The following is a 25,482-nucleotide window of genomic DNA, read 5'->3' as shown; positions in this document are numbered from 1 at the left end:
CTCCGTTCGATGCTCGCCACGGCTTCGCGTGGCTGCAGCAAGCATCGACCAGGAATCGCCCCGCACCGGGGTCGCGACGACATTTGTGGACAACTGCGCGGATACTCCGCAGCAGATCATTTGCGCTTGTTGAGCTCCGAGAGCATCTCGTTGTAGCTGGTGAGGTCTGCATCGTGGTCGCGCGCCGCCCGACGGTCGTAGCGGCGTGCCTGCCGCTCGTCCTGCCGCCGCCACTGCACCAGCAAGGCCAGCATGATCACCACCAACGGGATCTCGCCGGTGGCCCAAGCGATCCCGCCGCCGACGCGTTGGTCATCGAACAGCGTGTAGTCCCAGGGCAGGTTGAGCCCCCGGTAGTAGCTCTCCGCGATCACGGTGCCGGTCATCATCAACGCCACACCGAAGAACGCATGGAACGGCAACGACCCCATCACTATGCCGAGTTTGGCCACCGGCGTCACCTGCCGCGGCGCCGGATCGATGCCGATCACCAGCCAGTAGAACAGGTATCCGCTGACGATGAAGTGGACGTTCATCAGCAGGTGGGCCGCGTGATACGGGACGATCGTCTCGAAGAGTCCGCTGAGATACAGGAGATAGAAGCTGCCGACGAAGATGACCGCGGAGATCGCCGGGTGGGTCAGGAACCGCGAGGGCGGGCTGTGGATGGCCGACTGAATCCACTCGCGCGGACCCGGCGGATTGCCCCGGCCGGCCGGTGGAAGGGCACGCAGCGCCAGGGTGACCGGACCACCCAGCACCAACAGCACCGGGATCATCATCGACATCGACATGTGCGCGATCATGTGCACGCTGAACATCGCGGGCGAGTACCTGCCCAGGCCCGACGAGGTGGTGAACAGCAGCAGCGCACAACCCAGAATCCAGGCGACGGTGCGGCCTACCGGCCATTGGTCACCACGTCGATGCAGACGCACCACCCCGCGCAGGTAGACCACCGCGAGCACGATGGCCAACGTGCCGAACAGCAGGTCGAACCGCCAGTCGACTGCGATGCGCGCGAGTGTCGGCGGACCGTCGATGCGATAGCCGATCTGGTTCTCGACTGCGCTGATGTCGGCGATCTCCCCGATCGGTGGCGGCGTGCGCGACAATCCGACCGCCAATCCGAACGTGATCGCGAACACCACGATCTCGATGAGCCCGAATCGCACGAACACAGAACGTTCGGCGGGTTCATCGGTCAACCGCGCGATCGTCACCCGCCGATGCCAGGCCCCGAGCGCACCGAGGATCACCAGTGCCGTGACCTTTGCCAACACCAGGGCGCCGTAGACGTCGGTGAACAGATCCGCAGGCGACATCCGCACCAACGCGTTGATCACGCCGCTGACCCCGACGACGAGGATCGACCAGAACGCGACGCGGGAGAACCGCGAGACCGCCAGCACACGCCACCGGCCACCTGCGAAGGCGTAGAGCAGCACCGCGAAGAGTCCACCCATCCACACCGACGCCGCGACGATGTGCAGGATCAGACTGTTGGTGGCGAGGTCGTGGTTGCCGCCGGTCGAGGAATGCCCGGCCAATGCGACCGGCATCAGGCTCAGCACGGTGATCGCGAGCACGGCCACGGTCCAGCCCCATCGGAGGACGACACGGGCCAGCGCGGCCGCGGCCACCGCGAAAATAGCCGTCCACAGCCAGGTGCGCGCGTCGGCGACCTGCGAGTAGGCGGTGAGGAGGTTGGTCGGCTGCAAGGTCTCCGAGAGTGGCTGACCACTCACATTGGAAATGGACAGCGGGATCATCAGGACCGCGCAGACGGCCCACACCAGCGACGCGGACGCGGCGAGCCGGATTGCCCGGTACCCACCGACGTCGAGTACACCGTCGGCCTGCGGCGGCACGAAGAACGCCGCGAAGACCGCGGACCCGACCGCAATGGCTGCCGCCACCTCGCCGATCGCGGTGACCGCCGGAAGTCCGTAGGTGGTGATCCAGCCCGGATCGGGCACGCCCGCCAGTTTCACGGCCGACGCCGCCGACAGGGCCGTCACCACGATCGCCACGAGCCCGGCCGTCCACCCCAGCGCCCAGGCGAGTCCCGCGACGACGCTGCGCTGCTCGCGCATCGAGTCCCGGCCGGGGGTGGCCGGAACTGTCGGCGGTGCGCTGGTCATGAGACAACTGTAGGACGGGCTATACTCGCCCACGCTGCCGCCTCCGCGGCATCAGCCTCCGTAGCTCAGGTGGATAGAGCAAGGGCCTTCTAATCCCTAGGTCGCAGGTTCGAATCCTGCCGGGGGCACAGTCGGATCACGGCCGGTGTGGACCAAGGTCCTGTTGTCCCCCGGAAACCGCGCGGGCACACCCGTTCGCTCGTAACATCGCTCACATGGATTACATGTGGGTGATGCCGGCCGTGGCGTTCGTCTCGTGCGTGATCATCGGGATCGGGTTCGTGGTGGGGATACCCGGCAGCAAGGACTGAGTCGAACCGGCTGCGTGAACCCAGGGTCCACTGGGTCAGGCGGTGACCGTCCCGCGCCACCGGCCGATCAGCGCCATCGAGTGATAGATGGCCAGGGCGGCCGCGGCGCCCAGTGCGATGCCGCCGAAGTTCAGGTCACCGACCACCCAGGTGAAATCGGCGATGCCGATCACGAGTGGAATCGCGGCGGTGAACTGATTGATCGGACGACCGAAATCCACCCGGTTGGTGACCCAGATGTGCACGCCCAGGATGCCGACCAGGCCGTAGAGCGCCGTTGTCACACCACCGAGCACACCCGGCGGAACCGCGGCGATCACCGCGCCGACTTTCGGCGACAGGCCCAGCAGGATCGCCGCCGTACCGGCCACCCAGTACGCGGCCGTCGAGTACACCTTGGTCGCCGCCATGACGCCGATGTTCTCGGCGTAGGTCGTGGTGGCCGATCCGCCTCCGCTGCCGGCCAGCACGGTGGCCAGCCCGTCGGCCGCCAGTGCGCGGCCGATCCGGCGGTCGTAGTTGATGCCGGTCATCGTCGCGACCGATTTCACGTGGCCGATGTTCTCCACCAGCAATACCAGCACCACCGGCAGGAACATCGGAATCACCGACAGGTGGAAACTCGGCGCCTGGAACTCCGGCAACCCGACCCATGCGGCCTCGCCGATCCCGGTGGTGTCGACCTTGTCGAAGATCAGTGAGATCACGTAGCCGAGAATGACACTCAGGAAGATGGCCAGCCGGCCGAGCATTCCGCGAAACAGCACCACCGAGGCGACCAACAACACGAGTACCACGGTGGCGATGACCGGGTCCTGCTCGTAGTTCGTCTTCGCGGTGGGTGCGAGGTTCAGTCCGATGAGCGCGACGATGGTCCCGGTGACCACCGGCGGCATCAACACCTCGATCCAGCCGATGCCCGCGAAATGTGCGATCACGCCGATCATCAGGAGCAGCGCACCGACCACCACGATCCCGCCGAGCGCGGCCGACTGGCCGTTCGACGCGGTCGCCGCGAGCACGGGGGCGATGATGGCGAAACTCGACCCGAGGTAGCTCGGCAGTCGGTTGCGGGTGATGAGCAGGAACAACAGCGTGCCGATGCCGGAGAACAGCAGTGTCGTCGACGGTGGGAACCCGGTGAGTACCGGCACCAGGAATGTGGCGCCGAACATCGCGACCACATGCTGTAGACCGATCCCGACGGTCTTCGACCAACCGAGGCGTTCATCCGGGCCGATCACCCCGCCACCCTCGACCTGTCGCCAGGACAGCAGATCCCTCGGTCGCGTGCGCGGTGTCGCCATGGGACACAGTGTGGCGCATGGCGGGTCGACCCGCTGCCGCAACGCACGACGCGACGGCCGAGAACGTGACGGGCATCACCCCGCTTTATTATGCATTTCAGATTCCAATTATGATCTACTCGATCCCATGCAGCTGACCCGCTTCACCGACATCGGCCTCCGGGTGGTGATGCGCCTCGCCGTCGCCGGCGAAAACGATGCGGACACAACAGTCCTCACCACCAAGACGTTGGCCGCCGAGCTCGCCGTGCCGTACACGCATGTCGCGAAGGTGGTGGGCCGACTCTCCGAGATGGGCGTGGTGCATGCCCGCCGCGGCCGCAGCGGCGGACTGGCGATCACCGACCTCGGTCAAGGCGCACGCGTCGGCTGGTTGGCATCGAGCCTCGAGGGCACCGGCGAGGTGGTGGATTGCGAAGGGCCCCAACCCTGCCCACTGCGCCGCGCCTGCCGGCTACGTGGCGCACTGGCCCGGGCCAGGACCGCCTTCTTCACCAGCCTCGACGAACAGACGGTGGCCGACCTCGTCCGGGAACCGACCACTGCGGTGCTACTGTCGCTGACCCCGCACCCGCCCGAGGCCGCCGCCGATCCCGCGCGCGCCCAGACCTGACGAGCGCCCCAGAAACCCTGACGGACACCGTCACCGAGGAACAGGAGTCACCATGTTGTCCGACACCCAGCGGCGCACCCTCGCCGCCACTCTGCCGGCGGTGCAGGCGGCACTCGGCGAGATCACCACCCGCTTCTATCAAGGACTGTTCACCGCCCATCCGGAGCTCCGCGACAACCTGTTCAACCGGACGCATCAGGAGACCGGCGAACAGCCCCAGGCGCTGGCCGGATCGGTGGCCGCATTCGCCCGGCTGCAACTCGAACCCGACATCCGTCGGCAACGCTTCATTCTCGACCGGATCGCGCACAAGCACGCCTCACTGGGCGTGACCCGCGACCAGTATGCGGTCGTGCACGAGCATCTGTTCGCAGCCATCGTGGCGGTGCTGGGCGACGCCGTGACCCCCGAGGTCGCCGACGTATGGGATCAGCTCTACTGGGATATGGCCGATCTGCTCATCGCCACCGAGCACGGCCTCTACGAGAACGCCGGTGTCGCACCGGGTCAGGTATGGCGCGACGTCCGTGTCATCGAACGCACCCAGGTGTCGCCGGACACGATCGCCTTGGAGCTCGTCTCCTCCGGCGATCAGCCGTTGCCGGAGTTCACTCCTGGACAGTACATCTCGGTGCAGGTCGCTCTTGCCGACGGCGCCCGGCAGATCCGTCAGTACAGCCTGACCGGTGCGCCGAATGCACCCGCGTGGCGGATCAGCGTGAAGCTGGCGGGCGAGGTTTCCGGCCACCTGCACGCCGAGGTGTTCGAGGGCGATTCACTGCGGGTGAGCACCCCGTTCGGTGATCTGGTGCTGCCCGACGGCGACGCGCCGATGGTCCTCGCCTCCGCCGGCATCGGTTGCACCCCGGTGATCGGCCTGCTCGAGGCGATGTCGGACGCGCGTGACCCGCGACCGGTGACCGTCCTGCACGCGGACCGGTCGCGCGATCGGCAACCGCACCGCGGCCGGTTGGCCGCCCTGGTGGACTCACTGCCCGACGCTCGGTTGGTCCAGTGGTACGAGAACGCCTCGCCACACGTTCTCTCCGACTCGGTACGGACCGGCCAGATGTCACTGCAGGACCTGTCGGTGGACCGCTCGGCCCACGTGATGCTCTGCGGCCCCGGCGGGTTCCTGTCGGCGATGCGCGAGGAATTCCTCTCCCACGGTATCGACGAGAACCGGCTGCACTACGAGACATTCGGCCCCGAGCTGCTGCGATCGAAGTCCTGATGGCCGCCGCAGTCGTAGCCGCGTGCACGTTCCTCTGGCTGGGGATGGTGCTGGCGATCTCGTTCCTCGAGGCGCCACTGAAGTTCCGCGCCCCCGGCGTCACCCTGCCGATCGGGTTGGGGATCGGTCGACTGGTGTTCCGCGCGCTGAACGCGGTGGAATCGGTGTGGGCGGCCGCCATCGTCGTAGCGGTGGCCGTTGGCGAATGGCCGGGTGCGGCAATCCCCATCGCAGCGGGTGTCGCGGTGGGGGCGCTCGCCCTCCAGCTGGCGGCGGTGCGGCCGCGACTGACTCGTCGCTCCGACGCCGTTCTGGCCGGATACACCGGCCCCCGCAGCCACGCGCACCTCGTCTACGTGGGCGTCGAGGTGATCAAGGTGGCGGCGCTCGTCTGTCTTGGTGTGCTGACCTTGTCCTGACCCCGGCCAATGCCGCCTGCCGCGGAGGCGCTGACAGCGTTCTCCCAGTGTCGCGCAAGCCGGCCCGAAGCAAGTCCCCCTAGGTTGTCTTCGAGCCGGCAGCGCCGTCGGCCGAGCACCAACGGGAGGGCCGCATACTGATGACCGCGCGCGACACATTTCGCCGATTCTCGTCCGCGCTGACCTCAGAGGGTCCCCGATTCGCGATGGCCGCGGCACTCCTGTTGCTGGCCACCGGATGTGAGATCATCGGCATCTTCGTGTTGTCCGATGTGATCGATGGCGCGCTGACCGCGACGGACGTCCTGCAGTTCGGTGCGCTGGCCGCCCTCTGGTTGTTGGTGACCGCCGTGTCCACCGGCGCCGACTACTACGGGCAGGTCGCCGCGATCGGCATCTCCGAGCGGGTGGTGTTGCGGCTGCGTGACCGCCTGTTCGCCCACGTGCAACGCCTCAATCCGGTCATCCACCGCCGCTTCGGCGTGGGTGACCTCGTCACCCGGCACACCGGGGACCTGGAGGCAGTGGAATACCTGGTCGGGTCCGGTCTGATGCAATTCGTCATCGCCGCGGTGAACACGACCGGCCTGGTCATCGCAGCACTCATCATGAGTTGGCAGGTGGCGATGGTCGCGCTGGCGGCCGTACCGGTCCTGTGGGCGCTGTCGGCGCTCTACTCGCGACGCCAGCGGCTGATCACCCGTGACGAACGCGTCGCCAACGCCGATATCGCGCTGGCCGTGTCGACCGCCATCAGCGGTCACGAGACGGCGGTCGCCTACAACCAGCAGGATCGGGAACACGCCCGGTTGCACCGGGCCGGCATCACCTGGCTCGGCACCCGCATGACCCAGACCCGGATCGAGGCCGGATTCGGTGCGGTGATGGGTTTCGGCCAGGTGGTGGTGACCTTGGCGATCGCCGTCGCCGGCGTCTGGCAGGTCCGCCAGGGCACGCTCAGCGTCGGTGCACTGCTGGCGCTGACCGGCTACCTCGGCATGCTGTATCCCAAGATGCAGGAACTCGCCGAGATCCGACTGGCCCTCGCCTCGGCGACGGTCAGTGCCGAACGCCTCTGCGAACTGCTCGATCTCGAGCCGACCGACGCGGACCACCCCGACGCCATCCCCCACCGGGGTCCCGACCATGCGGTGTCGGTGCGTGAGGTGACCCTGCACCGCGACGGCGCGACGGTCCTCGACCGGGTGTCCCTGGACCTGGCCCCCGGTCGGATCACCGCCCTGGTCGGCGCCAGCGGAGCCGGCAAATCCACCCTCGCGTCGCTGTTGTGCCGCTTCGAACGGCCCGACGGCGGACGCATCACCCTGGGCGGCCGGGACCTGACCGCACTGACCGGCCGGTCCATCCGTGACCACATCACGCTGCTGCCCCAGCAACCGGTCATCAAGGCCGCCACCGTCGCCGACAACATCGCCTACGGGTGTCCCGACGCCGACCGTGCCGCCATCATCTCCGCCGCGATCGCTGCCGACGCGGATTCCTTCATCAGTGCCCTGCCCCAGGGATATGACTCGCTGCTCGACGAGGACGGGTTGACCCTGTCCGGTGGACAGCGCCAGCGGATCGCGATGGCACGCGCGTTTCTGCGCGATACACCGATCCTCATCCTCGATGAACCGACGTCAGGACTCGACGACGCCACCGCCCGACGCATCCTCGAACCGTTGCAGCAACTGGTCGCCGGCCGTTCCACCCTGCTCGTCACCCACGACCCACGGGTCACCGAGATCGCCGACGACGTGGTGGAGCTGCACGCGGGCCGACTCCGCGCACATATGAACTTTGTTGCATAGTGCGTAGGTGCAGTGTTAGGTTCGGATCGTGGCGCTCGAACATGCGATCTTGGTGTCGCTGGCCGAACGGCCCGGAACGGGCTATGAGATCGGCCAGCAGTTCGATCGATCCATCGGATACTTCTGGTCGGCAACCCACCAGCAGATCTACCGCACGCTGAAGAAGCTGCACGCCGACGGCCTGGTGAGCTTCGAATCGATTCCGCAGGACGGCCGACCCGACAAGAAGGTCTACACCGTCTCCGACGCCGGCCGACAGGTCGTGGCGGAGTGGGCCACCAGCCCGACGCCGCTGCAGCCGCTCCGCAACGATCTCGGAGTCAAGCTGCGCGCCGCCGAATTCGGCGACCTGACCACCATCATCGGGGAGCTCAAGGCCCACCGCGACGAGCACCTCGCCCAACTGACACTGTTCACGGGTTTCCAGACGGCCTACTACCCATCGCCGGAAACCCTCACCGGCCGCAAGCTCCACCAGTACCTGGTGCTCCGTGGCGGCATCCGGTCCGAGAAGAGCTTCGTCGACTGGTGTGACGAGGTCATCGCCGCCCTCGAACGCGAATTGTCCGCTCAACGCCAGTAGTTCGAATCACTGGCCACTCCCCCGATCCCCGACACGAAAGGCAACGCCATGTCAGCCCACACGGCCGAGCGAAATCCGCAGTTCCCCAACCTGTTCGAACCGCTCCAGATCGGCGGGATGACCATCCCGAACCGTCTCATCATGGGGTCGATGCACACCGGCCTCGAGGATCGGGTGTGGGATATCGACAAGCTCGCGGCCTACTTCGCCGCGCGGGCCAGGGGCGGCGCCGGACTGATCATCACCGGCGGATTCGCCACCAGCCGGACCGGCGTGCTCTCCATCGCCGGCGGGAAGATGACCAACGTCCTCGAGGTCAAGCGCCATCAGCGCGTCACCAAGGCCGTGCACGACGAGGGCGGCAAGATCGCGATGCAGCTCATCCACGCCGGCCGCTACGGGTACAACCCATTCAAGGTGGCCGCCGGCTCCGAGCCGTCGCCGATCCACCCGTTCAAACACCTGAAGATGAACGAGCCGATCATCCGGCACGTGATCCGCAGCTTCGGACGGTCGGCGAAACTGGCTCGCCAGGCCGGCTACGACGCGGTCGAGATCATGGGCGGCGAGGGCTACCTGATCAATCAGTTCCTCTGCCCGCACACCAACGACCGCACCGACAAGTGGGGCGGCTCCACCGAGAACCGCCAGCGGTTCCTGGTCGAGGTCATCAAGGAGATGCGCCGCCAGGTGCCGCGCGATTTCCCGATCATCCTGCGCCAGTCCATCGCCGACCTCATCCGCAACGGACAGACCTGGGACGAGGTCGCCCTCATGGCGCGCAAGGCCGAACAGCATGGGGTCGATGCCATCAACACCGACATCGGCTGGCACGAGGCGCAGGTGCCCACCATCGTCACCTCGGTGCCCCGCGGCGCGTTCGTGAAGTTCACCGAACGTCTTCGCGACGAGGTGTCGATTCCACTCATCGCCGCCAACCGCATCAACACCGCAGAACTCGCCGAGGAGATCCTCGAGCGCGGACGCGTCGACGCCGTGCAGATGGCTCGGCCGTTCCTCGCCGATCCCGAGCTCGCCAACAAGGCGCGCGAGAACCGTTCCGACGAGATCAACACCTGCATCGGCTGCAACCAGGCCTGCCTCGACCATGCGTTCGTCGGCAAGCACGTGTCCTGCCTGGTCAATCCGCAGGCCGGCCGCGAGACGACACTGCTCCTCGGACCGACCCGCCGCGCCAAGCGAGTGGCTGTCGTGGGTGCCGGACCTGCCGGGCTCTCTGCCGCCGTGGCGTCGGCCCAGCGCGGTCACAAGGTCGACCTCTACGAGGGCGGCCCCAGCATCGGCGGCCAGTTCTCCATCGCTTCCCGGATCCCGGGCAAGGAAGAATTCAACGAGACGATCCGCTACTACACCCGGCAACTCGAGATCCACGGCGTGAACGTGCTGCTGAACAAGCGGGTGACCGCCGAGGAGATCATCGAGGGCACCTACGACGACGTCATCGTGGCCACCGGCGTCACCCCGCGCATCCCGAGCATTCCCGGGGTCGATCATCCGATGGTCATGTCCTACGCCGACGCCGTCCTCGGGCGCCGCGAGATCGGCAAGCGGGTCGCGGTGATCGGCGCCGGCGGAATCGGCTTCGACGTCAGCGAATTCCTGGTCACCGATGAGTCGCCGTCCCTGAATCTCAAGGAATGGGAGCAGGAGTGGGGCGTCACCGAGGACGGCGACAAGCCCGGCTTCGTCACCAAACCCCGCCCGCTGCCGGCGATCCGGCAGGTCTACCTCGTGCAGCGCAAGCCGGGCAAGCAGGGCAAGACACTCGGCAAGACCAGCGGCTGGGTGCACCGCGCGACGGTGAAGATGAAGGGCGTGGAACAGATCTCGGGCGCGACCTACGACAAGATCGACGACCAGGGTCTGCACCTGAGCTTCCACGACGACGAGGGCAAGGTCACCGACACCCGCATTCTGGAAGTCGACAACGTGGTCGTGTGTGCCGGGCAGGAATCGGTGCGCGAGCTCGTCGACCCGTTGACCGTGGCCGGGGTGACCACCCACGTCATCGGCGGCGCGGACCTGGCCGCCGAGCTCGACGCCAAGCGGGCGATCCGCCAGGGCACCGAGGTGGCCGCAGGCATCGCCTGATCCTCATCTCGCACGACGCCGCGAGTGTCTTGTGTCAACCGCGAGTCCGATCCGGCTCGCTGCGCACGGAGAACACTCGCGGCGTCGTCGTTTGCGGGCCGACTAGGATCTCGGACATGGGTATCCCTGCGCCAACCGAGTCCGCTCGCGCCGTGGTGACCGGCGCATCTTCCGGCATCGGCATGGAGCTCGCCCGGGCGCTGGCGGCTCGCGGATACTCCGTGATTCTGGTGGCCCGGCGCGGCGACATCCTCGAGGAGCTTGCCGCCGAACTGCGCACCGGCCACGGCGTGGTGGCCGAAGTGCGTGCGGTCGATCTGTCCGACCCTGGTGCGGTGGAGGTGTTGAGCGCCGAACTCGCCGGCCGCGACATATCCATCCTGTGCAACAACGCCGGCATCGCCACCTTCGGCCCGGTCCATGACCTCGACCCGGAGTACGAACGCGCGCAGGTGCGGTTGAACGTCAACGCCGTCCACGACCTGACCCTGGCAGTGCTGCCACAGATGGTCGCGCGCGGTTCCGGCGGAATCCTGATGGTGGGTTCGGCCGCCGGCAACATGCCGATCCCCCACAACGCCACGTACGCCGCCACGAAGGCGTTCGTGAACACCTTCAGCGAGTCGGTGCGCGGCGAAGTGTCGAGTCGAGGCGTCCACATCACCCTGCTCGCGCCGGGACCGGTTCGGACCGAGACACCCGCGCCGGAAGAGGCGTCGGTGGTGGACCGGCTCGTTCCCGACTTCCTCTGGCACTCCAGTGACAAGGTCGCCGAGATGAGCCTGGACGCACTCGCGCACAACAAGATGCGCGTGGTGCCGGGCACGCTGTCGAAAGCGATGTCGGTCGCCGGCGGATACAGCCCACGCGCGGTCGTCGCGCCGATCGTCGGCACGTTCTATCGGAAACTCGGCGACGACGGCTGACTCATCCACCGCCACTTTCATAGTCTGACCTGCGTCGACAAAACTTGTCGGTGGGTGCCGATAGTTTGGTGTCATGCAATCGAGCGCACCGGCGTTGGCCCAGATGGGCGACGATGAGCAGCACTCGGCCACCGAGTTGGTCGAGGTGCTCCATCATTGCAACGCGGTGCGCGCAGCTGCCGATTATCGGATGTTGCAGGCGGCCAGCCTGATCCACGAGGAACGTGAACAAGACCATCTGGTGCGGTTGGCTGCGGCGTTGGGTGAACAGTCGACGTCGCTGGCGGATCTGGAACTTCTGGCCAAGCGGGCGGCGGCCGGAGAGGATCCACGCGCCCAGTACGGACCGACCGGATTGGAGATGGCGATCGCCGAGGTCGGTGCCGCGTTGACGGTGCCACCTGCTCGGGCGCGGGAATTGATCGAGGCCGGCAGCGTGTTGCGTCATCAGTTGCCGTTCACCGGCGCCACCCTTGTTTCCGGGCGTATCGATCTGCCGCGGTTTCTGGTGGTGGTGCGCCGTACCGCGCTGGTCGACTCCGCGAAGTTCGACGTGCTCGACAAAGAGATCGCCGCGGCCATCGAATCGCGGGAGCCGATGTCGATGACCCGGTTCACCACGATGATCGACAAGATCATCGCGAAGATCGATCCGGCCGCGGTACGCCGCCGGCGTGAACAGGTCGACACCGACCGCAACATCAATGTGCGCCCCGACCGCCACACCCCGGGTCAGTCCCGTATCGGGGGTGCGTTGCCCGCCGAGCAGGCCGCCGCCATCGACGCCCGACTCAATGCGATGGCCGCCTCGGTACATTCCGACGACCCTCGCACCGCCGCCCAACGCCGCGCCGACGCGTTGGTCGCCTTGGCCGCCGGCGTCGCCCGCTTGGACTGCGGTTGCGAGGCCTGCACCACCGACCCCGGCGACGATGACAGCGCCGCCGGCGAGGAGCTCGACGCAGCCGACGCATCACCCGGCACCGGCATCGACGCGGATATCGATACCGACGCCGACGCCGACGCCGACGCCTCCGACGTGACCGCGTCCGACACCGACGTGAGTGGTGAGGCCGAGGTCAGCGACGGGCACAGCGCCGCTCCTACCGATGCCGAGACCGGTGCCGATGCCATCACATCGGACTGTGCGCCGCGTCCGACCTTCCACATCGTGGTCAACCTGAGCACCCTGCTCGGCCACGACGACGATCCGGCCTTCCTCGACGGCCAGGGCGTCATCGACGCCGACACCGCCCGCGCCTTGCTGGCCGAGGCCAAGCGCTGCTACGTCACCCCCGACACCACCAATCTCGCACAGGCCGACCGGTATGCACCGTCGAAGAAGCTCGCCGACCTGATCCGGGCGGGCGAATTGTGTTGCAGCTTTCCCGGCTGCAACAACCGTGCCTATCACGCCGATGTCGACCATTCGGTTCCGCACGGCGAAGGTGGCGCGACCGATGCGCGAAACCTCAAGCCGCTGTGCAGGTTTCATCACAGGATCAAAACGTTCGCGACCGGGTGGCGCGACTATCAGGATCCGTTGGGCACGGTGTTCTTCCAATCACCGACCGGTCATACCTACCTGGGTAACGCGTTCACCGGGCGTGATCTGTTCGGGTCGCTGACCCGCAGCACCCGGCCACCCGACGATCCGGCCCGACAACGCATCGACACCATCCGCGACCGACGCTCGAGGTCGGTCAAGCGCGCCGACACCCGCGCGATGGAACGCTGGAACAAGGAGAACCCGCCGCCGTTCTGACGTTTCGGGGCCGGTGCGGCCGGAACGGTCGACACCGGTGACGCGATGCACCGCGTCTGCCGACGGCTATGGTTGACCGCGTGCAGGACAAATTGGTGTGGATCGACTGCGAGATGACGGGTCTGCGGATCGAGTCCGACAAATTGATCGAGATCGCCGCGCTTGTCACCGACAGCGAGCTCAACGTGCTCGGCGACGGCGTGGACATCGTGATCCACGCATCCGACGAGGACCTGGCCGCGATGCCGGACGTGGTCCGGAAGATGCACGCCGCGTCCGGACTCACCGACGAGGTCCGAGCATCGACCACCACGATTGCCGAAGCCGAGAAGCAGGTCCTCGACTACATCCGCACCCAGGTGAGCACCGCCGGTGCGGTGCCACTTGCCGGCAACTCGATCGCCACCGACCGTGGATTCCTCGCCCGCGACATGCCCGAACTCGATGCCTACCTGCACTATCGGATGGTCGACGTGAGCTCGATCAAAGAGCTGTGCCGGCGCTGGTACCCGAAGATCTACTTCGGTCAGCCGGAGAAAGGTCTGGCGCACCGGGCACTCGCCGACATCCGCGAGTCGATCCGGGAGTTGAAGTACTACCGGGCCGCTGCGTTCGTGGCCGCGCCCGGTCCGGAGGCCGACGACCTCGCAGCTATCGTGAAGGACCTCGGACCTGCATGAACACGCGGGCCGCGATACCGATTGGAGTTCGGGCGCCTCGACCCGCTAGAGTAAGTCCCTGGCTCTGGGACCCGGTGAAAAACCCTGGGTGACGGACGCCGATGGTGGATGTAGTTCAGTTGGTAGAGCACCAGGTTGTGATCCTGGCTGTCGCGGGTTCGAGTCCCGTCATCCACCCCGACACGATGGCCCCTGTCCCGCTCGATGCGGGACAGGGGCCATTGTCGTGTGTCAGTACGAGGTCAGACCCCGGCCTGAGCCATCCGGGTGCTCGGGCGGATGTAGTTGTACCAGGTCACACCGAGCAGCGCGATGAAGAAGAACACGTAGAACCACAGGGCGGGTTCGATGTTGCCGAAGGCGCTCTTGGACCAGGCGTAGGCCAGCGGGACGATGAAGCCGCCGAATGCGCCCACCGACGAGATGATGCCCAGCGCACCGGCAGCCTGTCGGCGCATGTTGGTCATGATCTCCGGGGTACCGCCGGCGTCCTCGCCCTTGACACGGAAGATCTTGGAGATCATCCGGTAGGTGGAGCCGTTGCCGACGCCGGTCGCGACGAACAGCAACATGAACGCGGCGAAGAACACCGGCAGATTCTCGGCCTTGACCGACCAGAGTGCGATGGCCGCGCCCACCGCCAGCGCGACGAAGCTGAACGCGGTGATGCGGGCGCCACCGATCACGTCGGAGAGCTTACCGCCGAGCGGCCGGGCGATCGAACCGATACCGGCACCCAGGAACGCCCAGGCCAGCGCGATGTCACCGCGGTCGAAGACCGCCTTGAGCAGGCTGGGGAACGCGGCCGAGTAACCGATGAACGAACCGAAGGTGCCGATGTACAGCAGCGACATCACCCAGGTCTCCCGGTGGCGCAGCGACTCCCAGACGGGCTTCACATCGGCCTTCGCCTCCGACAGGTTGTTCATGAACAAGAACGCGAGTACCGCAGCTGCCACGGCCAGCGGCGCATAGAACAAGCCGGCGTACGACAGGGTGACTCCGCCGCCGATCACGACGATGCTCGGGATGATCTTCTGCGCAACCGCGACACCGATGTTGCCGCCGGCCGCATTCAGGCCGAGCGCCCAGCCCTTCTCCTTCTCCGGGTAGAAGAAGGAGATGTTGGCCATCGACGACGCGAAGTTGCCGCCACCGAAACCCGCCGTCGCGGCGATCACCAACAGCAGTCCGAACGGAATATCGGGGTTGGACACCGCCCAGGAGAGTCCGAGGCACGGGATCAGCAGCAACAGTGCCGAGATCACGGTCCAGTTCCGGCCGCCGAAGACCGGCACCGCGAACGTGTAGGGCAGCCGCAGGAAGGCGCCCACGCCACTGGGCACGGCCACCAGCCACAGGGCCTCGGTGGTGGAAAGCGCGAATCCGGAGGCGGCCGCGGTGCCGTCGGAGTTGGCGGTCATCTGCACCACGACGATGCTCCACAGTAACCACACCGAAAACCCGATGTGCTCGGCAAAGATCGAGAAGCAGAGGTTCTTGAACGCGACCTTCTTGCCTATCTTGTTCCAGAAGGTCTCATCATCTGGTTGCCAGTGGCGAATCCAGTGCCCGTGTTGGTCGAGCAGTGCCTCGTCGGAGGTGCGAGTGGATTCCTGGGTTGTGGTCATCTCAGATACTTTCGTCAGAGAATTGGCGACAGTGGACTGGGCGACGCTGCCCGAGAACTACGCGATGAATGTATGAACGGTTCGTTACGGGACGCGCATCGTTCGGTTACACGGCCATCAAGGTGCCCGCACACGACGGCACCTGGCGTGTGAGATGGCAGCCTTTCGTCCGAAATACAACCAGAACCATTGCAGCACAACAGCTTACGATCACAGAGGCCCGACCTTCTGGTCGGGAGACCCCGCCGATCCGCCAGCGCGAGACGTTCACGTTCATGCCGTACCATCGCCCGCATGCTCGAGGACCTGAACAAGGCAGCAAAGAAGGCCGGACTCCATGTCGCGAACGCCAAGAAGGATGGACTGTACTCCATCCGGAAGACGAAGAACGCCAAGTTGATCGCCAAGAACGTCGACGCGGACGAGGCCGCGTCCATCATCTCCGACCACTCCTGAGATCTCCGGGCCCACTCCCGCACGACCCACCAGATCCACCCTCCCCGCCCCGGTCGATCGCGTCGCCAGGACGCCCGGCCTCGGCACCGGAGGGTGGATCTTTGCCTTCCCCGGGTCCGACCACTCGACCATGCCAATGTGCGACGAGCGTCACACACGGCTGTTACCATGCCGTTACTTAAGGTCAAATGACCTATACATTGCGTCGTTAGCGTTTCACGCACACCAGGACCTGCGGGTCCGCGGCCCGGATCGGACGGTTTCCATGAACCAGGACATTTCGCGCCGGCGTCTGCTCGGTACCACGCTCGCCGTCGCGGGTGTTGCGGCCGGTTCGGTCGCACTGGGCGCCGGACGAGCGAGTTCCGCTCCCGGCGACGCTGTCGACGCCGTGGTCGTCGGCGGCGGACTCTCCGGGCTGGCCGCCGCCAAGTCCCTCGCCGCCGGTGGTGCGTCGGTCGTGGTGCTCGAGGCCCGCGGGCGGGCGGGCGGCCGCGTCCACAACATCACCTCTCCGAAGGTCGGGGCGACCCTGGACGCCGGAGCCGAGTTCATCGGCCCTACACAGAATCACATCGCTGCCCTCGCCCGTGAGTACGACGTGCGGACCATCCCCACCTACAACCAGGGCGACAGCATCTTCTGGAACAGCGGGGAGACTTCGCGCATGCCGGCGGCGTTGCCTCTGCCGCTGCAGGCCGACACGCTGCAGGCCGGCGCGGGCCTGGCCAGAGCGCAGGCGGAAGCCTTGGCCGGGTTCCCGGTCGGCGAGCCGTGGAAGCACCCCAACGCGCGCTACCTCGATTCGTTGACCTGGGAGCAGTACAGCCACCAGATCGCGACCACTCCGACCGCCCGGGCATTGATGCAGGTCGCGATGTCTGCGCCGCTGTCGGTCCGTCCGGACGAGGTCTCGGCGCTCTACTTCCTCAACTACATCGCTGCGTCCGGCGACGAGAACAACCCGGGTACGCTGATCCGGCTGTTGAGTACCGACGACGGCGCTCAAGAGAGCCTCTTCGAGGGTGGTGCCGCCCTGATCCCGTTGCGGATGGCACGGGCCCTGGGCACCCGGATGGTCTACAACGCCCCGGTGCGGTCCATCGACTGGTCCGGCCCGACGGCCACGGTCACCAGCGCCGCCGGAACCTTCCACGCCCGCAAGGTGATCGTGGCGATGTCTCCGGCCATCAGCGACCAGATCCGCTACTCCCCCGGCCTGCCGGCGACCCGCATCGGCCTCACCGAGGGCTACCACATGGGCGCGGTCAGCAAATTCGCGGCGTTGTACCGACGTCCGTTCTGGCGTGCCAAGGGTCTGTCCGGGCAGGTATACGGCAACGGCCGACCGATCGACGTCACCTTCGAGAGCTACGCGGAGGATCGGCACATCCTGATGGGATTCATCTCGGCGGACGCGATGCGACGACTCGATCGAGCGCCCGAGTCGCAGATCGTCCGCGAGTGCATCGACAATTTCGTCGACTACTTCGGTCCCGAGGCCCGCGACTTCATCGATCATGGCATCTACAAGTGGGATCTCGATCCGTGGGCACAGGGTGGTCCGGTCGCGGTCTCGTCGCCGGGCACCCTCACCGCCTACGGACCGGCACTGCGGGCACCGGTTGGTCCGATTCACTGGGCGGGTACGGAGACCGCCGACTACTGGACCGGTTACATGGACGGTGCCGTCCGTTCCGGTGAGCGCGCCGCCCGCGAGGTGCTCGGCTCGCTTGCCTAGACCTGCCCACTCAATCCACAGAAGGACCCCATCATGGCTCGCATGTCTGTCGAGAAGCGACGAGAACTGCTGCTCGAGGCCGCCTTTCGGGTCATCGCACGCGACGGTGTCGACAGGGCCACGACGCGCGCGATCAGCGCCGAAGCCGAGATGACGCTGTCGACCTTTCACTACGTGTTCGATTCACGCGACGATCTGCTCGCCGCGCTCGTCCAACGCGGCACCGACAGCGAGATCTCGGTGATCGCCGAGGCGTTGACGGCTGCTGCCGACGATCTCGTCGAGGGGTACGACGGGATTCGGCTGATGTTGCGGGAGAGCCTGATCGGCTATATCGACGGCGTGGTGGCCGATCCAGAGCGAGAGCAGGCGATGATCTCACTCAACCAGTACGCACGTCAGACCACCGGCCTCGAATGGCTCGGCGCCGACATGTACCGCAGGTACTACGCGGCCATCGCCGACGGATTGACCCTCGCGGCCGTCCAGGCTCGTGTCGAGTGGGACCGTCCGGTCACCGAGTTGGCACCTCTGCTGGTGGCGGCCACTGACGGAATCACGCTGGCATACCTGAACACACGTGACCGATCGATCTGCGACCGGATCGCCGAGGCGACCGTGATCCTGATGCTCGGCCACGTCGTCCGGCGATAGACCGGACGGTGTCGACCGCGACAACGCTGTCGCAGCCACAACGGAACCATCAAGGGGGACGGCGATGGATGTGACGCGACGGACGCTGCTCGCGGGGGCAGCAGCGACCGCAGTCGGGGGCGGTGTCGCACTCGTTGCCGGGGAACCGGCGGCGAGTGCGACACCGGGCGGTGCGAACGACACCTCCGGCTATCTGGTCGGATGCGGAATCGCCGACATGACCGGGGCGATCGCCGGCCAGGGCATGATGGGCTACTCCGATGCCGATCAGGTAGCCGCCGGCCTCCTGCAACGATGCTGGGCGCGCGCATACATCGTCGTCGACCGCCGCACAGGCGACCGCGTGGTGTTCGTGACGAGCGATATCGCCTGCCTGTTCCAGTCGCACCACATGGGTGTGCTGCCCTTGCTGCGCAAGCGTTTCGGCAACCTCTACACCGAACGCAACGTGAATCTCAACGCCACCCACACCCACGCGTCCTGTGGCGGCACCGCGTGGGACTTCGCATACTCGCTGGCCGCCTACGGATTCAAGAAGAACTCTTACGATGCCGAGATCCGCGGCATCGTCACCGCCATCGCCCGTGCCCATGAGAATCTCGCACCGGGAACCATCTCACTGGGTCGCGGCGAGTTGCACGAGGCGAGTCGCAACCGCTCTCGGGTGGCCTTCGATCTCAACCCGGCTGCCGAGCGCCGGCAGTTCCCCGGCGCGATCGACCCGGCCGTCACCGTGCTGCGTCTGCGTCAGGGCGCCACCGACGTGGGTGCCATCACCTGGTTCTCGACGCACGGCACGTCGCTGACCGACCGCAACAAGCTGATCGCCGGTGACAACAAGGGTTATGCGAGCTACCGCTGGGAGAGCACCTCCCCCGGCGTCATCGCCGCGTTTCCCCAGACCAACAGCGGCGACATGACGCCGAATCTCAACCTGATCAAGATGCGTCCGACCGGTCCAACCGACGACAACAAACGCAACTGCGAGGTCATCGGCGAACGCCAGTATCGGGCCGGCCGCAGCGGGTTCGACGCAGCCCGGCCGATGGCGCGAGGCGGAGTCGACTCGATCGTGCGCTACGTCGACATGTCGGCGGTCCAGATCGACGGAATGTACACGCCGGAAGGCCGGCCGACGGCGACGACACCGGCCATGATGGGCGCCGCAGCCGCGGCCACCAGCACCGAGGACAACTGGCGTTCGCAGTTGGGTTTCCTGCAGGAGGGCACCACCAATCCGTTGGTCACCGCGCTCGGCGGTGACAGGCAACCGCCCATCGCCCCGTGGATGCGAGACATGCAGGCACCCAAGCTCATCGCTTTTCCGCTCGGTCTACTGCCGCCGGCCCCGTGGATCCCGCACGTCGTCCCGCTGCAGATCCTGCGCATCGGCGACCTCGTGTTGGTCGCCATCCCGGCCGAGGTGACCATCGTCGCCGGCCTGCGGCTACGGAGCGTCGTCGCCGATGCGCTGCGGGTCGACATCGACAACGTCCTCATCCAGGGTTACTCGAACGCCTATACGCAGTATGTGACGACGCCGGAGGAATACGACGCACAACAGTACGAAGGCGGCGCGACCCAGTACGGGCGATGGACACTGTCTGCCTACCTGCAGGAGTTCCACGCGCTGGCCACCGCCATGGCGTCGGGCACGGCTCCGGGCCGAGGTCCGGCACCGCTCGACAAATCCGGCTTCCAGCCCGATCTCGTTGCGCCGATACCTCCCGACCGTCCCGTGACCGGGCACTCCTACGGCGACGTAGTGACCGCACCGCGGTCCCGCTACCGTCCCGGCCAGGTGGCGGCCGTCGAATTCGTCGGCGCACACCCCAACAACAACCTGCGTACCGGGGACACCTATCTGGAGGTGCAACGAAAGACGGCGACCGGATGGCGGACCGTCGCCGACGACAACGACTGGGAGACCGAATTGCACTGGCGGCGGCCGCCCGGCGACAGCGACGCGTCGGTGATCCGGGTCGAGTGGACCATCCCGGCAGCGACCTCGGGCCGCTTCCGCATCCGCTATCGCGGTGACAGCCGCGGCGCCGACGGCAGGACCCGACCGATCGACGCCGTGTCGTCGGGCTTCGTCGTCGGCTGATCGGTGCAATGTTCACCGTCCCGTCGGCCGACCCGGGCCACCGCGATAGTGTCGACAGGATTCACCGGTCCACACCGGGATTCACCTCGTACCGCACACCACTCATGAACCGGGGACGGCACCGTATGAAGCTCTTCAGAATCGTCATCCTGACCCTCGCCGGCGTGGTCACGGCATTGCTCACCGTGGCCACCGCCACCGCACACGGCGCGCCGACGTCGCTCGCGGCGAGCCATCACACGTCGGCGTCAGCGGACGGCTCGTCGATCACCTCTGTCTTGACCAATGCGACATTCGGACACCAGGACGCGAACGCGCTGACGGTGCTCGACCGGAACGGCGACACCATCGACCGGGTCGATCTGACCATCCCGCTCAACGGGATCGACGTCCCGCTGCGCGCGGCGGTCAGCGCCGACCGGACGACCGCGACGCTCACTCCCCAGCTCACCGCGGAAATGCGCGCCGCGATCGCATCCGGCATGCATCCGGTGTCGGCCAAGAAGGACCGGGCATATCAGAAGATGATCTGGCACATCAACAACGGATGGAATCGCGGCGGCGGCGTCGCCACTGCGGTCGGGGCGATCGTCGGGCTCATCGTGGGATGCCTGGTGTTGGTCGGCTGCATCTGGGGTGCCGGTGTGGGCGCCGCGATCGGTGCTGTCGTCGGTATCAACAACGGCGACCGCCAGGCCGGCCAGGCCATCCTGACCTGGATCAACACGCCGTAACGCCCTGGCTGGTGCGTGTCACCGCAGCGTGGCACGCATCAGCGAGACGTTGTACTCCGTCCAGGTCGACATGGTGAAGTAAAGGTCGCGGCCACTGGACCACGGATGCAGGAACCCACCGTAGAGCTGGGCGTAGCGGCTGGAGTGCACCAGATCCGCCGGCTCGGACCAGAGACCCTGAGGTGAGCGCGCCGTACGCAACACGATCGACCCGCGCAGCGCGTCGAGATAACTCAGTTGCCACCGCTGCGAGGCCGCGTCGTACCGTGCCGACACCTCGCCGGCCGGCCCGAAGAACAGTGGCGACGCCACATCCCCATCCCGTGCCGCCACCCAGCGACCGTCCCGCCAGTACTGGTACGCCGTCTTGTTCAGCACGTGCTCGGCCGGCACGCGGGCCAACCCGACCGTACCGATGCGTGAATTGGGCGTGCCGAACATGTAGACGTAGCCGTCGTGCGGGACCATCGACGAGACCTGGAATCGGCTGGTGCCGAACAGGTTGTCCCAGCGGGCATACGGGTCCTTGATCCAGGTGGAGCCACCGTCGTCGGAGTAGGCCAACCCACCGTGATTGGTCAGCCACACCCCCGGGATCGGCCCCCACGTGCGTACCGACATGTAGCTCAGGTACTGCCGGTCGCCGAGCGCGAACCCCGACGTCGGGATGGTGGTGATCTCGTAGCGGTTCACGTGCCGGGCGCTCAGCACCTGCGCCGCGTGACAGCGGCTGTCCTGCACCATCGTGTCGATCGACATCCCGTCATCCAGACGGCGGTCCGAACTGAAGCCCAGCACATTGCTGCGCCAATCCCCGCCGTTGGCGCCCGGCGGGGTGAAACCCCGGCCGAAGGTGTCGCCGAAGACGATCGCGATCTGATCCGGTGTGGACTCCCACATGATGCCGAGGTCGGTGCCGTTGACCTGCCATCGCTTGTCGGTGCGACTCGTCGATCCTCTGCCGGTGAGCGTCGAGACGAGGTCGACGTCGGCCACCCGGGGCACCACCGGTTTGGCACTCACCGGCGCGGACGCCTCCTTCGGGTACATGACCGGCGGGGGTGGTGGGAGCGGTGCCGGGTCCGGGTTGGGCACCGGGATCGGGATGTCCTGCGGAGCGGGATCGAGGGTGATCTTGGGGAACTCGATGGACAGCGCCGGCCCGACGTCGATCGGCGTGGGTGGATCGGTGATGTCCGGACACGGGTCGGTGCACGGGTCCTTCGGAGGTGGCTGCGACGGGATCCGGACCGGCGGTTCGTCGGCCGACTCCGGCTCCGGCACCGGCACGATGCGCGGATACGGCAGCGGGATGCCGATCCGATCGGGGATCAGGTCGCGGGGATCGAAGGGTGACGGTGTGGGTGGCAGGTCGGACTCACAGCCCGAACTGGGCAACGGCGTCGGTGAGCCCTCGGCGACCGCCGGCGTCGCGATGAACGTGGCCGCGGCCAGACCCGCGCACACGCTCAGCACTCCCACCGAGCGTGCACACCGCATCATCTGCCCCTCCTCGACCGCACCGCAGGTCAGGAGAGAATGTAACACCGGTCACGTCAGATCGGATGGCGCGCTACAGCGACATGTCGAAGAACAGTCCAGAGGTGTCAGACGTCGGCGTTGCCCTTCGACCACTGGGTCCATGGGATGTTCCAGTCACCGAGTCCGTCGACTCCGGACAGGATCTCTCCCTCGGTGTTCTTCACGATCACCGGATCGCCGCGCAGCGTGTTCTGCATGACCCACAGGGCGTCATCGGGGCTGAGGTTGAGGCAACCGTGGCTGGTGTTGGTGTTGCCCTGCGCCCACACCGACCACGGGGCCGAGTGGAAGAAGATGCCGCTGTAGGACATCCGGGTCGCGTAATCGACCGGCGTGCGGTAGCCCTCGGCCGCGTCGATCGGAACGCCGTAGGTCGACGAGTCCATGATGATGTGCTCGTGCTTGTCCGACACCAGGTACACGCCGTTGGGTGTGTCGTGACCGGGCTTACCCATCGACGTCGGCATCGACCGGATGACATTGCCGTCACGCGCGAAGGTGACCTGTTTGGTGTTGTCGTCGGCGGTGATGACCATCGACCGCCCGATCGTGAAGTTCGTCTTCACGTTCTGTTGGCCGAAGAGTCCGTCGCCGAGGTTGATGCCATAGGTATTCACCGCGACGTCGACCTTGGTACCGCTCGCCCAGTAGTCCTGCGGGCGCCACCGAACCTCGGAGTCGCTGATCCAGTAGAAGGCGCCCTCCACCGGCGGGTTGGTCGTGATCCTGATGGCGTCCTGGGCGGCCTTGCGGTTCGGGATGGGTTCGTCGAACTTGATCGCGACCGGCTGGCCGACGCCGACGGTCTCGCCGGGCGATGGCGTCAGGTACGGCAGTGTCAAATTGTTCGGGGCCTGCGTGGTGAACGACACCCGCTTGGTGGTACGACCACCGATGCCCACGGCATCTGCCTGCAACGTGTAAGTCCGGTTGTAGCCGAGCGGCTCGGCGCTGGTCCAGGTGGTGCCGTCGTCGGAGAGAACACCCTTCACCGGCGACCCATCGGACTTGTCGATACGCACATCGGTGATCGATCCTTCGCTGGCGGCGACGGTGATCGGCGCACCCGGCTGGATACCGACCGACTGATCGGCCAGCGGCCGGTTGGCCAGCTCGGTGACGGTCATACCCGGCCTCAGCATGTCGTCGAACAGGTTGGAGCTGCTGACATCAGACGAGTAGGTGGCGTCCTGCGAGCACGCGGACACGATGGCGATGACGGCGATGAGAACGCCGAAAAGGGCAAGCGGCGACCGCCGGCCGGTGCGGGTACGACCGATCCGCATGTTTCTCCTCCTGGAACACCTACGAACTCGCCGTGCGACGTCGACGACGCCAGGATCTCCCCCTCGAGAGCACGGTCGACCTCTAGTGTACGAGACAATCCGGGACCGGATTGACCGTGTCGTCCGGGTGTCCGACTCGCTGTCGACTCGACACAAAAGACGCCCCGCGCTGGGCGGGGCGTCCTGAGTATCTGGTGCGCCATCAGGGACTCGAACCCCGAACCCGCTGATTAAGAGTCAGCTGCTCTGCCAATTGAGCTAATGGCGCTTGCCGGTGCGAGATGGAACCTTACATGTCGGCGCGACAGAAGTGAAATCGCCTCCTCGCGACACCCGGATCCCTTGGCGTCGACCACGATCGTCAACTCGAACGGTTCCGCACACACGCCGGCCGCCACCGCACCACGCGGTCGGTCAGCCAGGAGAACTCATGGGCCGCGGCGCATCGCCACGACCACACTCACTTCACGAGTTTGCGCACCACCAGGACGACGACGACTGCACCGACACCGGCGAGCGCGTATTTGACCGCCGGCGAGTTCAGGGTGGCCACCGCTTTCTCCTTGGCGTCGGCGGCCAGTCGCTGCGGACTCGTCCGCTCGGCGAGTGTGTCCAGGGTCTTGGCGAGATCTTCTCGTGCCTGCGCGATCTCCTGCTCGATACGTTCGGTATCCCCGGACACGTGATTCCTCCCAATGGTCGACGGCAATGCGGTGACGTTCACCAGTTCACGACGGGCTCGAGTCACGCGGCCGTGCGTCCTTTTGACCCAGGTCGCCGCGCGTCGCACTCGACTTTTCGAGGGTACGGCATCCGGGGCGCCGCGCCCCGGCAGACGGCCCGATCAACCGGCGCGGTGGTGGCCCGCGATCCGGACGATCGCGACAACCCGCCAATACGGTCCCAGGTGGTCTCCACGAGCGATCGACTAGCCTGACATATATGTCAGCATCCACGCGGCTGTCCGTCGGCGACCCCGCCCCCGCGTTCACCCTCCCCGACTCCCAGGACGACCCGGTATCCCTGGCCGACTACGCCGGCCGCAAGGTCATCGTCTACTTCTACCCCGCGGCCTCGACTCCTGGCTGCACCAAGCAGGCATGTGATTTTCGCGACAATCTTGCCGAGCTGAACGAGTCCGGGATCGACGTCATCGGCATCTCCCCGGACAAGCCTGCGAAGCTGGCGAAGTTCGTCGCCGCCGAGGAGTTGACCTTCCCGCTCCTGTCCGATCCGGACAAGACCGTTCTCGCCGCATGGGGCGCCTTCGGGGAGAAGAAGATGTACGGCAAGACTGTCACCGGGGTCATCCGATCGACTTTCCTGGTCGACGAGGACGGAAAGATCGCCGCTGCCCAGTACAACGTCCGCGCCACCGGACACGTCGCCAAGCTCCGTCGCGACCTGTCGGTGTGACGGTCGC

Annotated in this window: 21 protein-coding genes and 3 tRNA genes; 17 read left to right on the top strand and 7 right to left on the bottom strand. The window is 66.5% G+C overall.

Translation table 11 applies throughout. The annotated features are described in order from the left end of the window. Positions 1–116: 116 nt before the first annotated feature. Positions 117–2,144, bottom strand: a complete 2,028-nt coding sequence (locus tag NWF22_RS20180) for a bifunctional copper resistance protein CopD/cytochrome c oxidase assembly protein (RefSeq protein ID WP_233751178.1) — start codon at positions 2,142–2,144, stop codon at positions 117–119. 54 nt (positions 2,145–2,198) lie between these two features. Between NWF22_RS20180 and NWF22_RS20175 the strand changes: the two genes are divergently transcribed. Next, a tRNA-Arg gene (locus NWF22_RS20175) sits at positions 2,199–2,272 on the top strand. A 218-nt stretch (positions 2,273–2,490) separates the two neighbouring features. On the opposite strand, the gene NWF22_RS20170 is transcribed toward NWF22_RS20175, so the two are convergent. Continuing rightward, positions 2,491–3,762: a uracil-xanthine permease family protein gene (locus NWF22_RS20170; RefSeq protein WP_160902695.1), complete on the bottom strand. Its 1,272-nt coding sequence runs from the start codon at positions 3,760–3,762 to the stop codon at positions 2,491–2,493. 127 nt (positions 3,763–3,889) lie between these two features. Between NWF22_RS20170 and NWF22_RS20165 the strand changes: the two genes are divergently transcribed. The 10 genes from NWF22_RS20165 (at position 3,890) to NWF22_RS20120 (ending at position 14,085) form a co-directional block, all read left to right on the top strand. Further along, a complete protein-coding gene (locus NWF22_RS20165; RefSeq protein ID WP_160902696.1) occupies positions 3,890–4,375 on the top strand; it encodes an RrF2 family transcriptional regulator in 486 nt (161 codons plus the stop codon). 52 nt (positions 4,376–4,427) lie between these two features. Further along, entirely contained in the window at positions 4,428–5,609 is a 1,182-nt protein-coding gene (locus tag NWF22_RS20160) for a globin domain-containing protein (protein ID WP_160902697.1), read from the top strand. Beyond that, positions 5,609–6,028 carry a hypothetical protein gene (locus NWF22_RS20155; protein ID WP_160902698.1) on the top strand — a complete coding sequence of 140 codons (420 nt, stop codon included), beginning with the start codon at positions 5,609–5,611 and terminating at the stop codon, positions 6,026–6,028. The genes NWF22_RS20160 and NWF22_RS20155 overlap by 1 nt, the downstream gene beginning before the upstream one ends. 140 nt (positions 6,029–6,168) lie before the next feature. Further along, a complete protein-coding gene (locus NWF22_RS20150; protein WP_160902699.1) occupies positions 6,169–7,842 on the top strand; it encodes an ABC transporter ATP-binding protein in 1,674 nt (557 codons plus the stop codon). 28 nt (positions 7,843–7,870) lie between these two features. Beyond that, a complete protein-coding gene (locus NWF22_RS20145) occupies positions 7,871–8,425 on the top strand; it encodes a PadR family transcriptional regulator (RefSeq protein ID WP_160902700.1) in 555 nt (184 codons plus the stop codon). Positions 8,426–8,473: 48 nt separating this feature from the next. Then, positions 8,474–10,537 (top strand): NADPH-dependent 2,4-dienoyl-CoA reductase, encoded by a 2,064-nt coding sequence (locus tag NWF22_RS20140; RefSeq protein WP_160902701.1) that lies wholly within the window; start codon positions 8,474–8,476, stop codon positions 10,535–10,537. 116 nt (positions 10,538–10,653) lie between these two features. Beyond that, positions 10,654–11,463 (top strand): mycolate reductase, encoded by an 810-nt coding sequence (cmrA, locus tag NWF22_RS20135; RefSeq protein ID WP_160902702.1) that lies wholly within the window; start codon positions 10,654–10,656, stop codon positions 11,461–11,463. A 73-nt stretch (positions 11,464–11,536) separates the two neighbouring features. Further along, a complete protein-coding gene (locus tag NWF22_RS20130) occupies positions 11,537–13,228 on the top strand; it encodes an HNH endonuclease signature motif containing protein (protein WP_160902703.1) in 1,692 nt (563 codons plus the stop codon). 80 nt (positions 13,229–13,308) lie between these two features. Beyond that, positions 13,309–13,908, top strand: a complete 600-nt coding sequence (gene orn / locus NWF22_RS20125; RefSeq protein WP_160902704.1) for an oligoribonuclease — start codon at positions 13,309–13,311, stop codon at positions 13,906–13,908. Between the two features lie 104 nt (positions 13,909–14,012). Beyond that, positions 14,013–14,085 (top strand) — tRNA-His (locus NWF22_RS20120). Between the two features lie 65 nt (positions 14,086–14,150). Here the strand turns inward: NWF22_RS20120 and NWF22_RS20115 are convergent. Next, positions 14,151–15,539, bottom strand: coding sequence for a NarK family nitrate/nitrite MFS transporter (locus tag NWF22_RS20115; RefSeq protein ID WP_160902705.1), 1,389 nt, complete (start codon positions 15,537–15,539; stop codon positions 14,151–14,153). Between the two features lie 294 nt (positions 15,540–15,833). Between NWF22_RS20115 and NWF22_RS20110 the strand changes: the two genes are divergently transcribed. The 5 genes from NWF22_RS20110 (at position 15,834) to NWF22_RS20090 (ending at position 21,231) form a co-directional block, all read left to right on the top strand. Then, positions 15,834–15,995: a hypothetical protein gene (locus tag NWF22_RS20110; RefSeq protein ID WP_202398617.1), complete on the top strand. Its 162-nt coding sequence runs from the start codon at positions 15,834–15,836 to the stop codon at positions 15,993–15,995. 265 nt (positions 15,996–16,260) lie between these two features. Next, positions 16,261–17,736, top strand: a complete 1,476-nt coding sequence (locus tag NWF22_RS20105; RefSeq protein WP_160902706.1) for a flavin monoamine oxidase family protein — start codon at positions 16,261–16,263, stop codon at positions 17,734–17,736. A gap of 33 nt (positions 17,737–17,769) precedes the next feature. Beyond that, the gene (locus tag NWF22_RS20100) at positions 17,770–18,390 is read left to right on the top strand and encodes a TetR/AcrR family transcriptional regulator (RefSeq protein WP_160902707.1); all 621 of its coding nucleotides are present in this window, start codon (positions 17,770–17,772) and stop codon (positions 18,388–18,390) included. Between the two features lie 64 nt (positions 18,391–18,454). After that, positions 18,455–20,497, top strand: coding sequence for a neutral/alkaline ceramidase (locus NWF22_RS20095; RefSeq protein ID WP_160902708.1), 2,043 nt, complete (start codon positions 18,455–18,457; stop codon positions 20,495–20,497). 125 nt (positions 20,498–20,622) lie between these two features. After that, positions 20,623–21,231 carry a DUF8020 domain-containing protein gene (locus NWF22_RS20090; RefSeq protein WP_160902709.1) on the top strand — a complete coding sequence of 203 codons (609 nt, stop codon included), beginning with the start codon at positions 20,623–20,625 and terminating at the stop codon, positions 21,229–21,231. An 18-nt stretch (positions 21,232–21,249) separates the two neighbouring features. Here the strand turns inward: NWF22_RS20090 and NWF22_RS20085 are convergent, their stop codons facing one another. From NWF22_RS20085 to NWF22_RS20070, 4 genes are all read right to left on the bottom strand, one after another. Continuing rightward, positions 21,250–22,734, bottom strand: a complete 1,485-nt coding sequence (locus NWF22_RS20085) for a glycoside hydrolase family 183 protein (protein WP_160902710.1) — start codon at positions 22,732–22,734, stop codon at positions 21,250–21,252. 104 nt (positions 22,735–22,838) lie between these two features. Further along, positions 22,839–24,059, bottom strand: a complete 1,221-nt coding sequence (locus NWF22_RS20080) for a L,D-transpeptidase (protein ID WP_160902711.1) — start codon at positions 24,057–24,059, stop codon at positions 22,839–22,841. Positions 24,060–24,251: 192 nt separating this feature from the next. Next, positions 24,252–24,327: transfer RNA gene (locus NWF22_RS20075), tRNA-Lys, on the bottom strand. Positions 24,328–24,519: 192 nt separating this feature from the next. After that, positions 24,520–24,741, bottom strand: coding sequence for a DUF3618 domain-containing protein (locus NWF22_RS20070; protein WP_160902838.1), 222 nt, complete (start codon positions 24,739–24,741; stop codon positions 24,520–24,522). A 260-nt stretch (positions 24,742–25,001) separates the two neighbouring features. Here NWF22_RS20070 and bcp point away from each other — a divergent pair, with 260 nt between their 5' ends. Then, complete coding sequence (gene bcp, locus NWF22_RS20065) at positions 25,002–25,475, top strand: thioredoxin-dependent thiol peroxidase (protein WP_160902712.1); 474 nt, start codon at positions 25,002–25,004, stop codon at positions 25,473–25,475. Positions 25,476–25,482: the final 7 nt, after the last annotated feature.

The organism is Gordonia mangrovi, assembly GCF_024734075.1.
Classification (GTDB): Bacteria; Actinomycetota; Actinomycetes; order Mycobacteriales; family Mycobacteriaceae; genus Gordonia; species Gordonia mangrovi.
The sequence above is the reverse complement of the archived record's forward strand: the minus strand, read 5'-3'. Positions and strand labels throughout refer to the sequence as shown.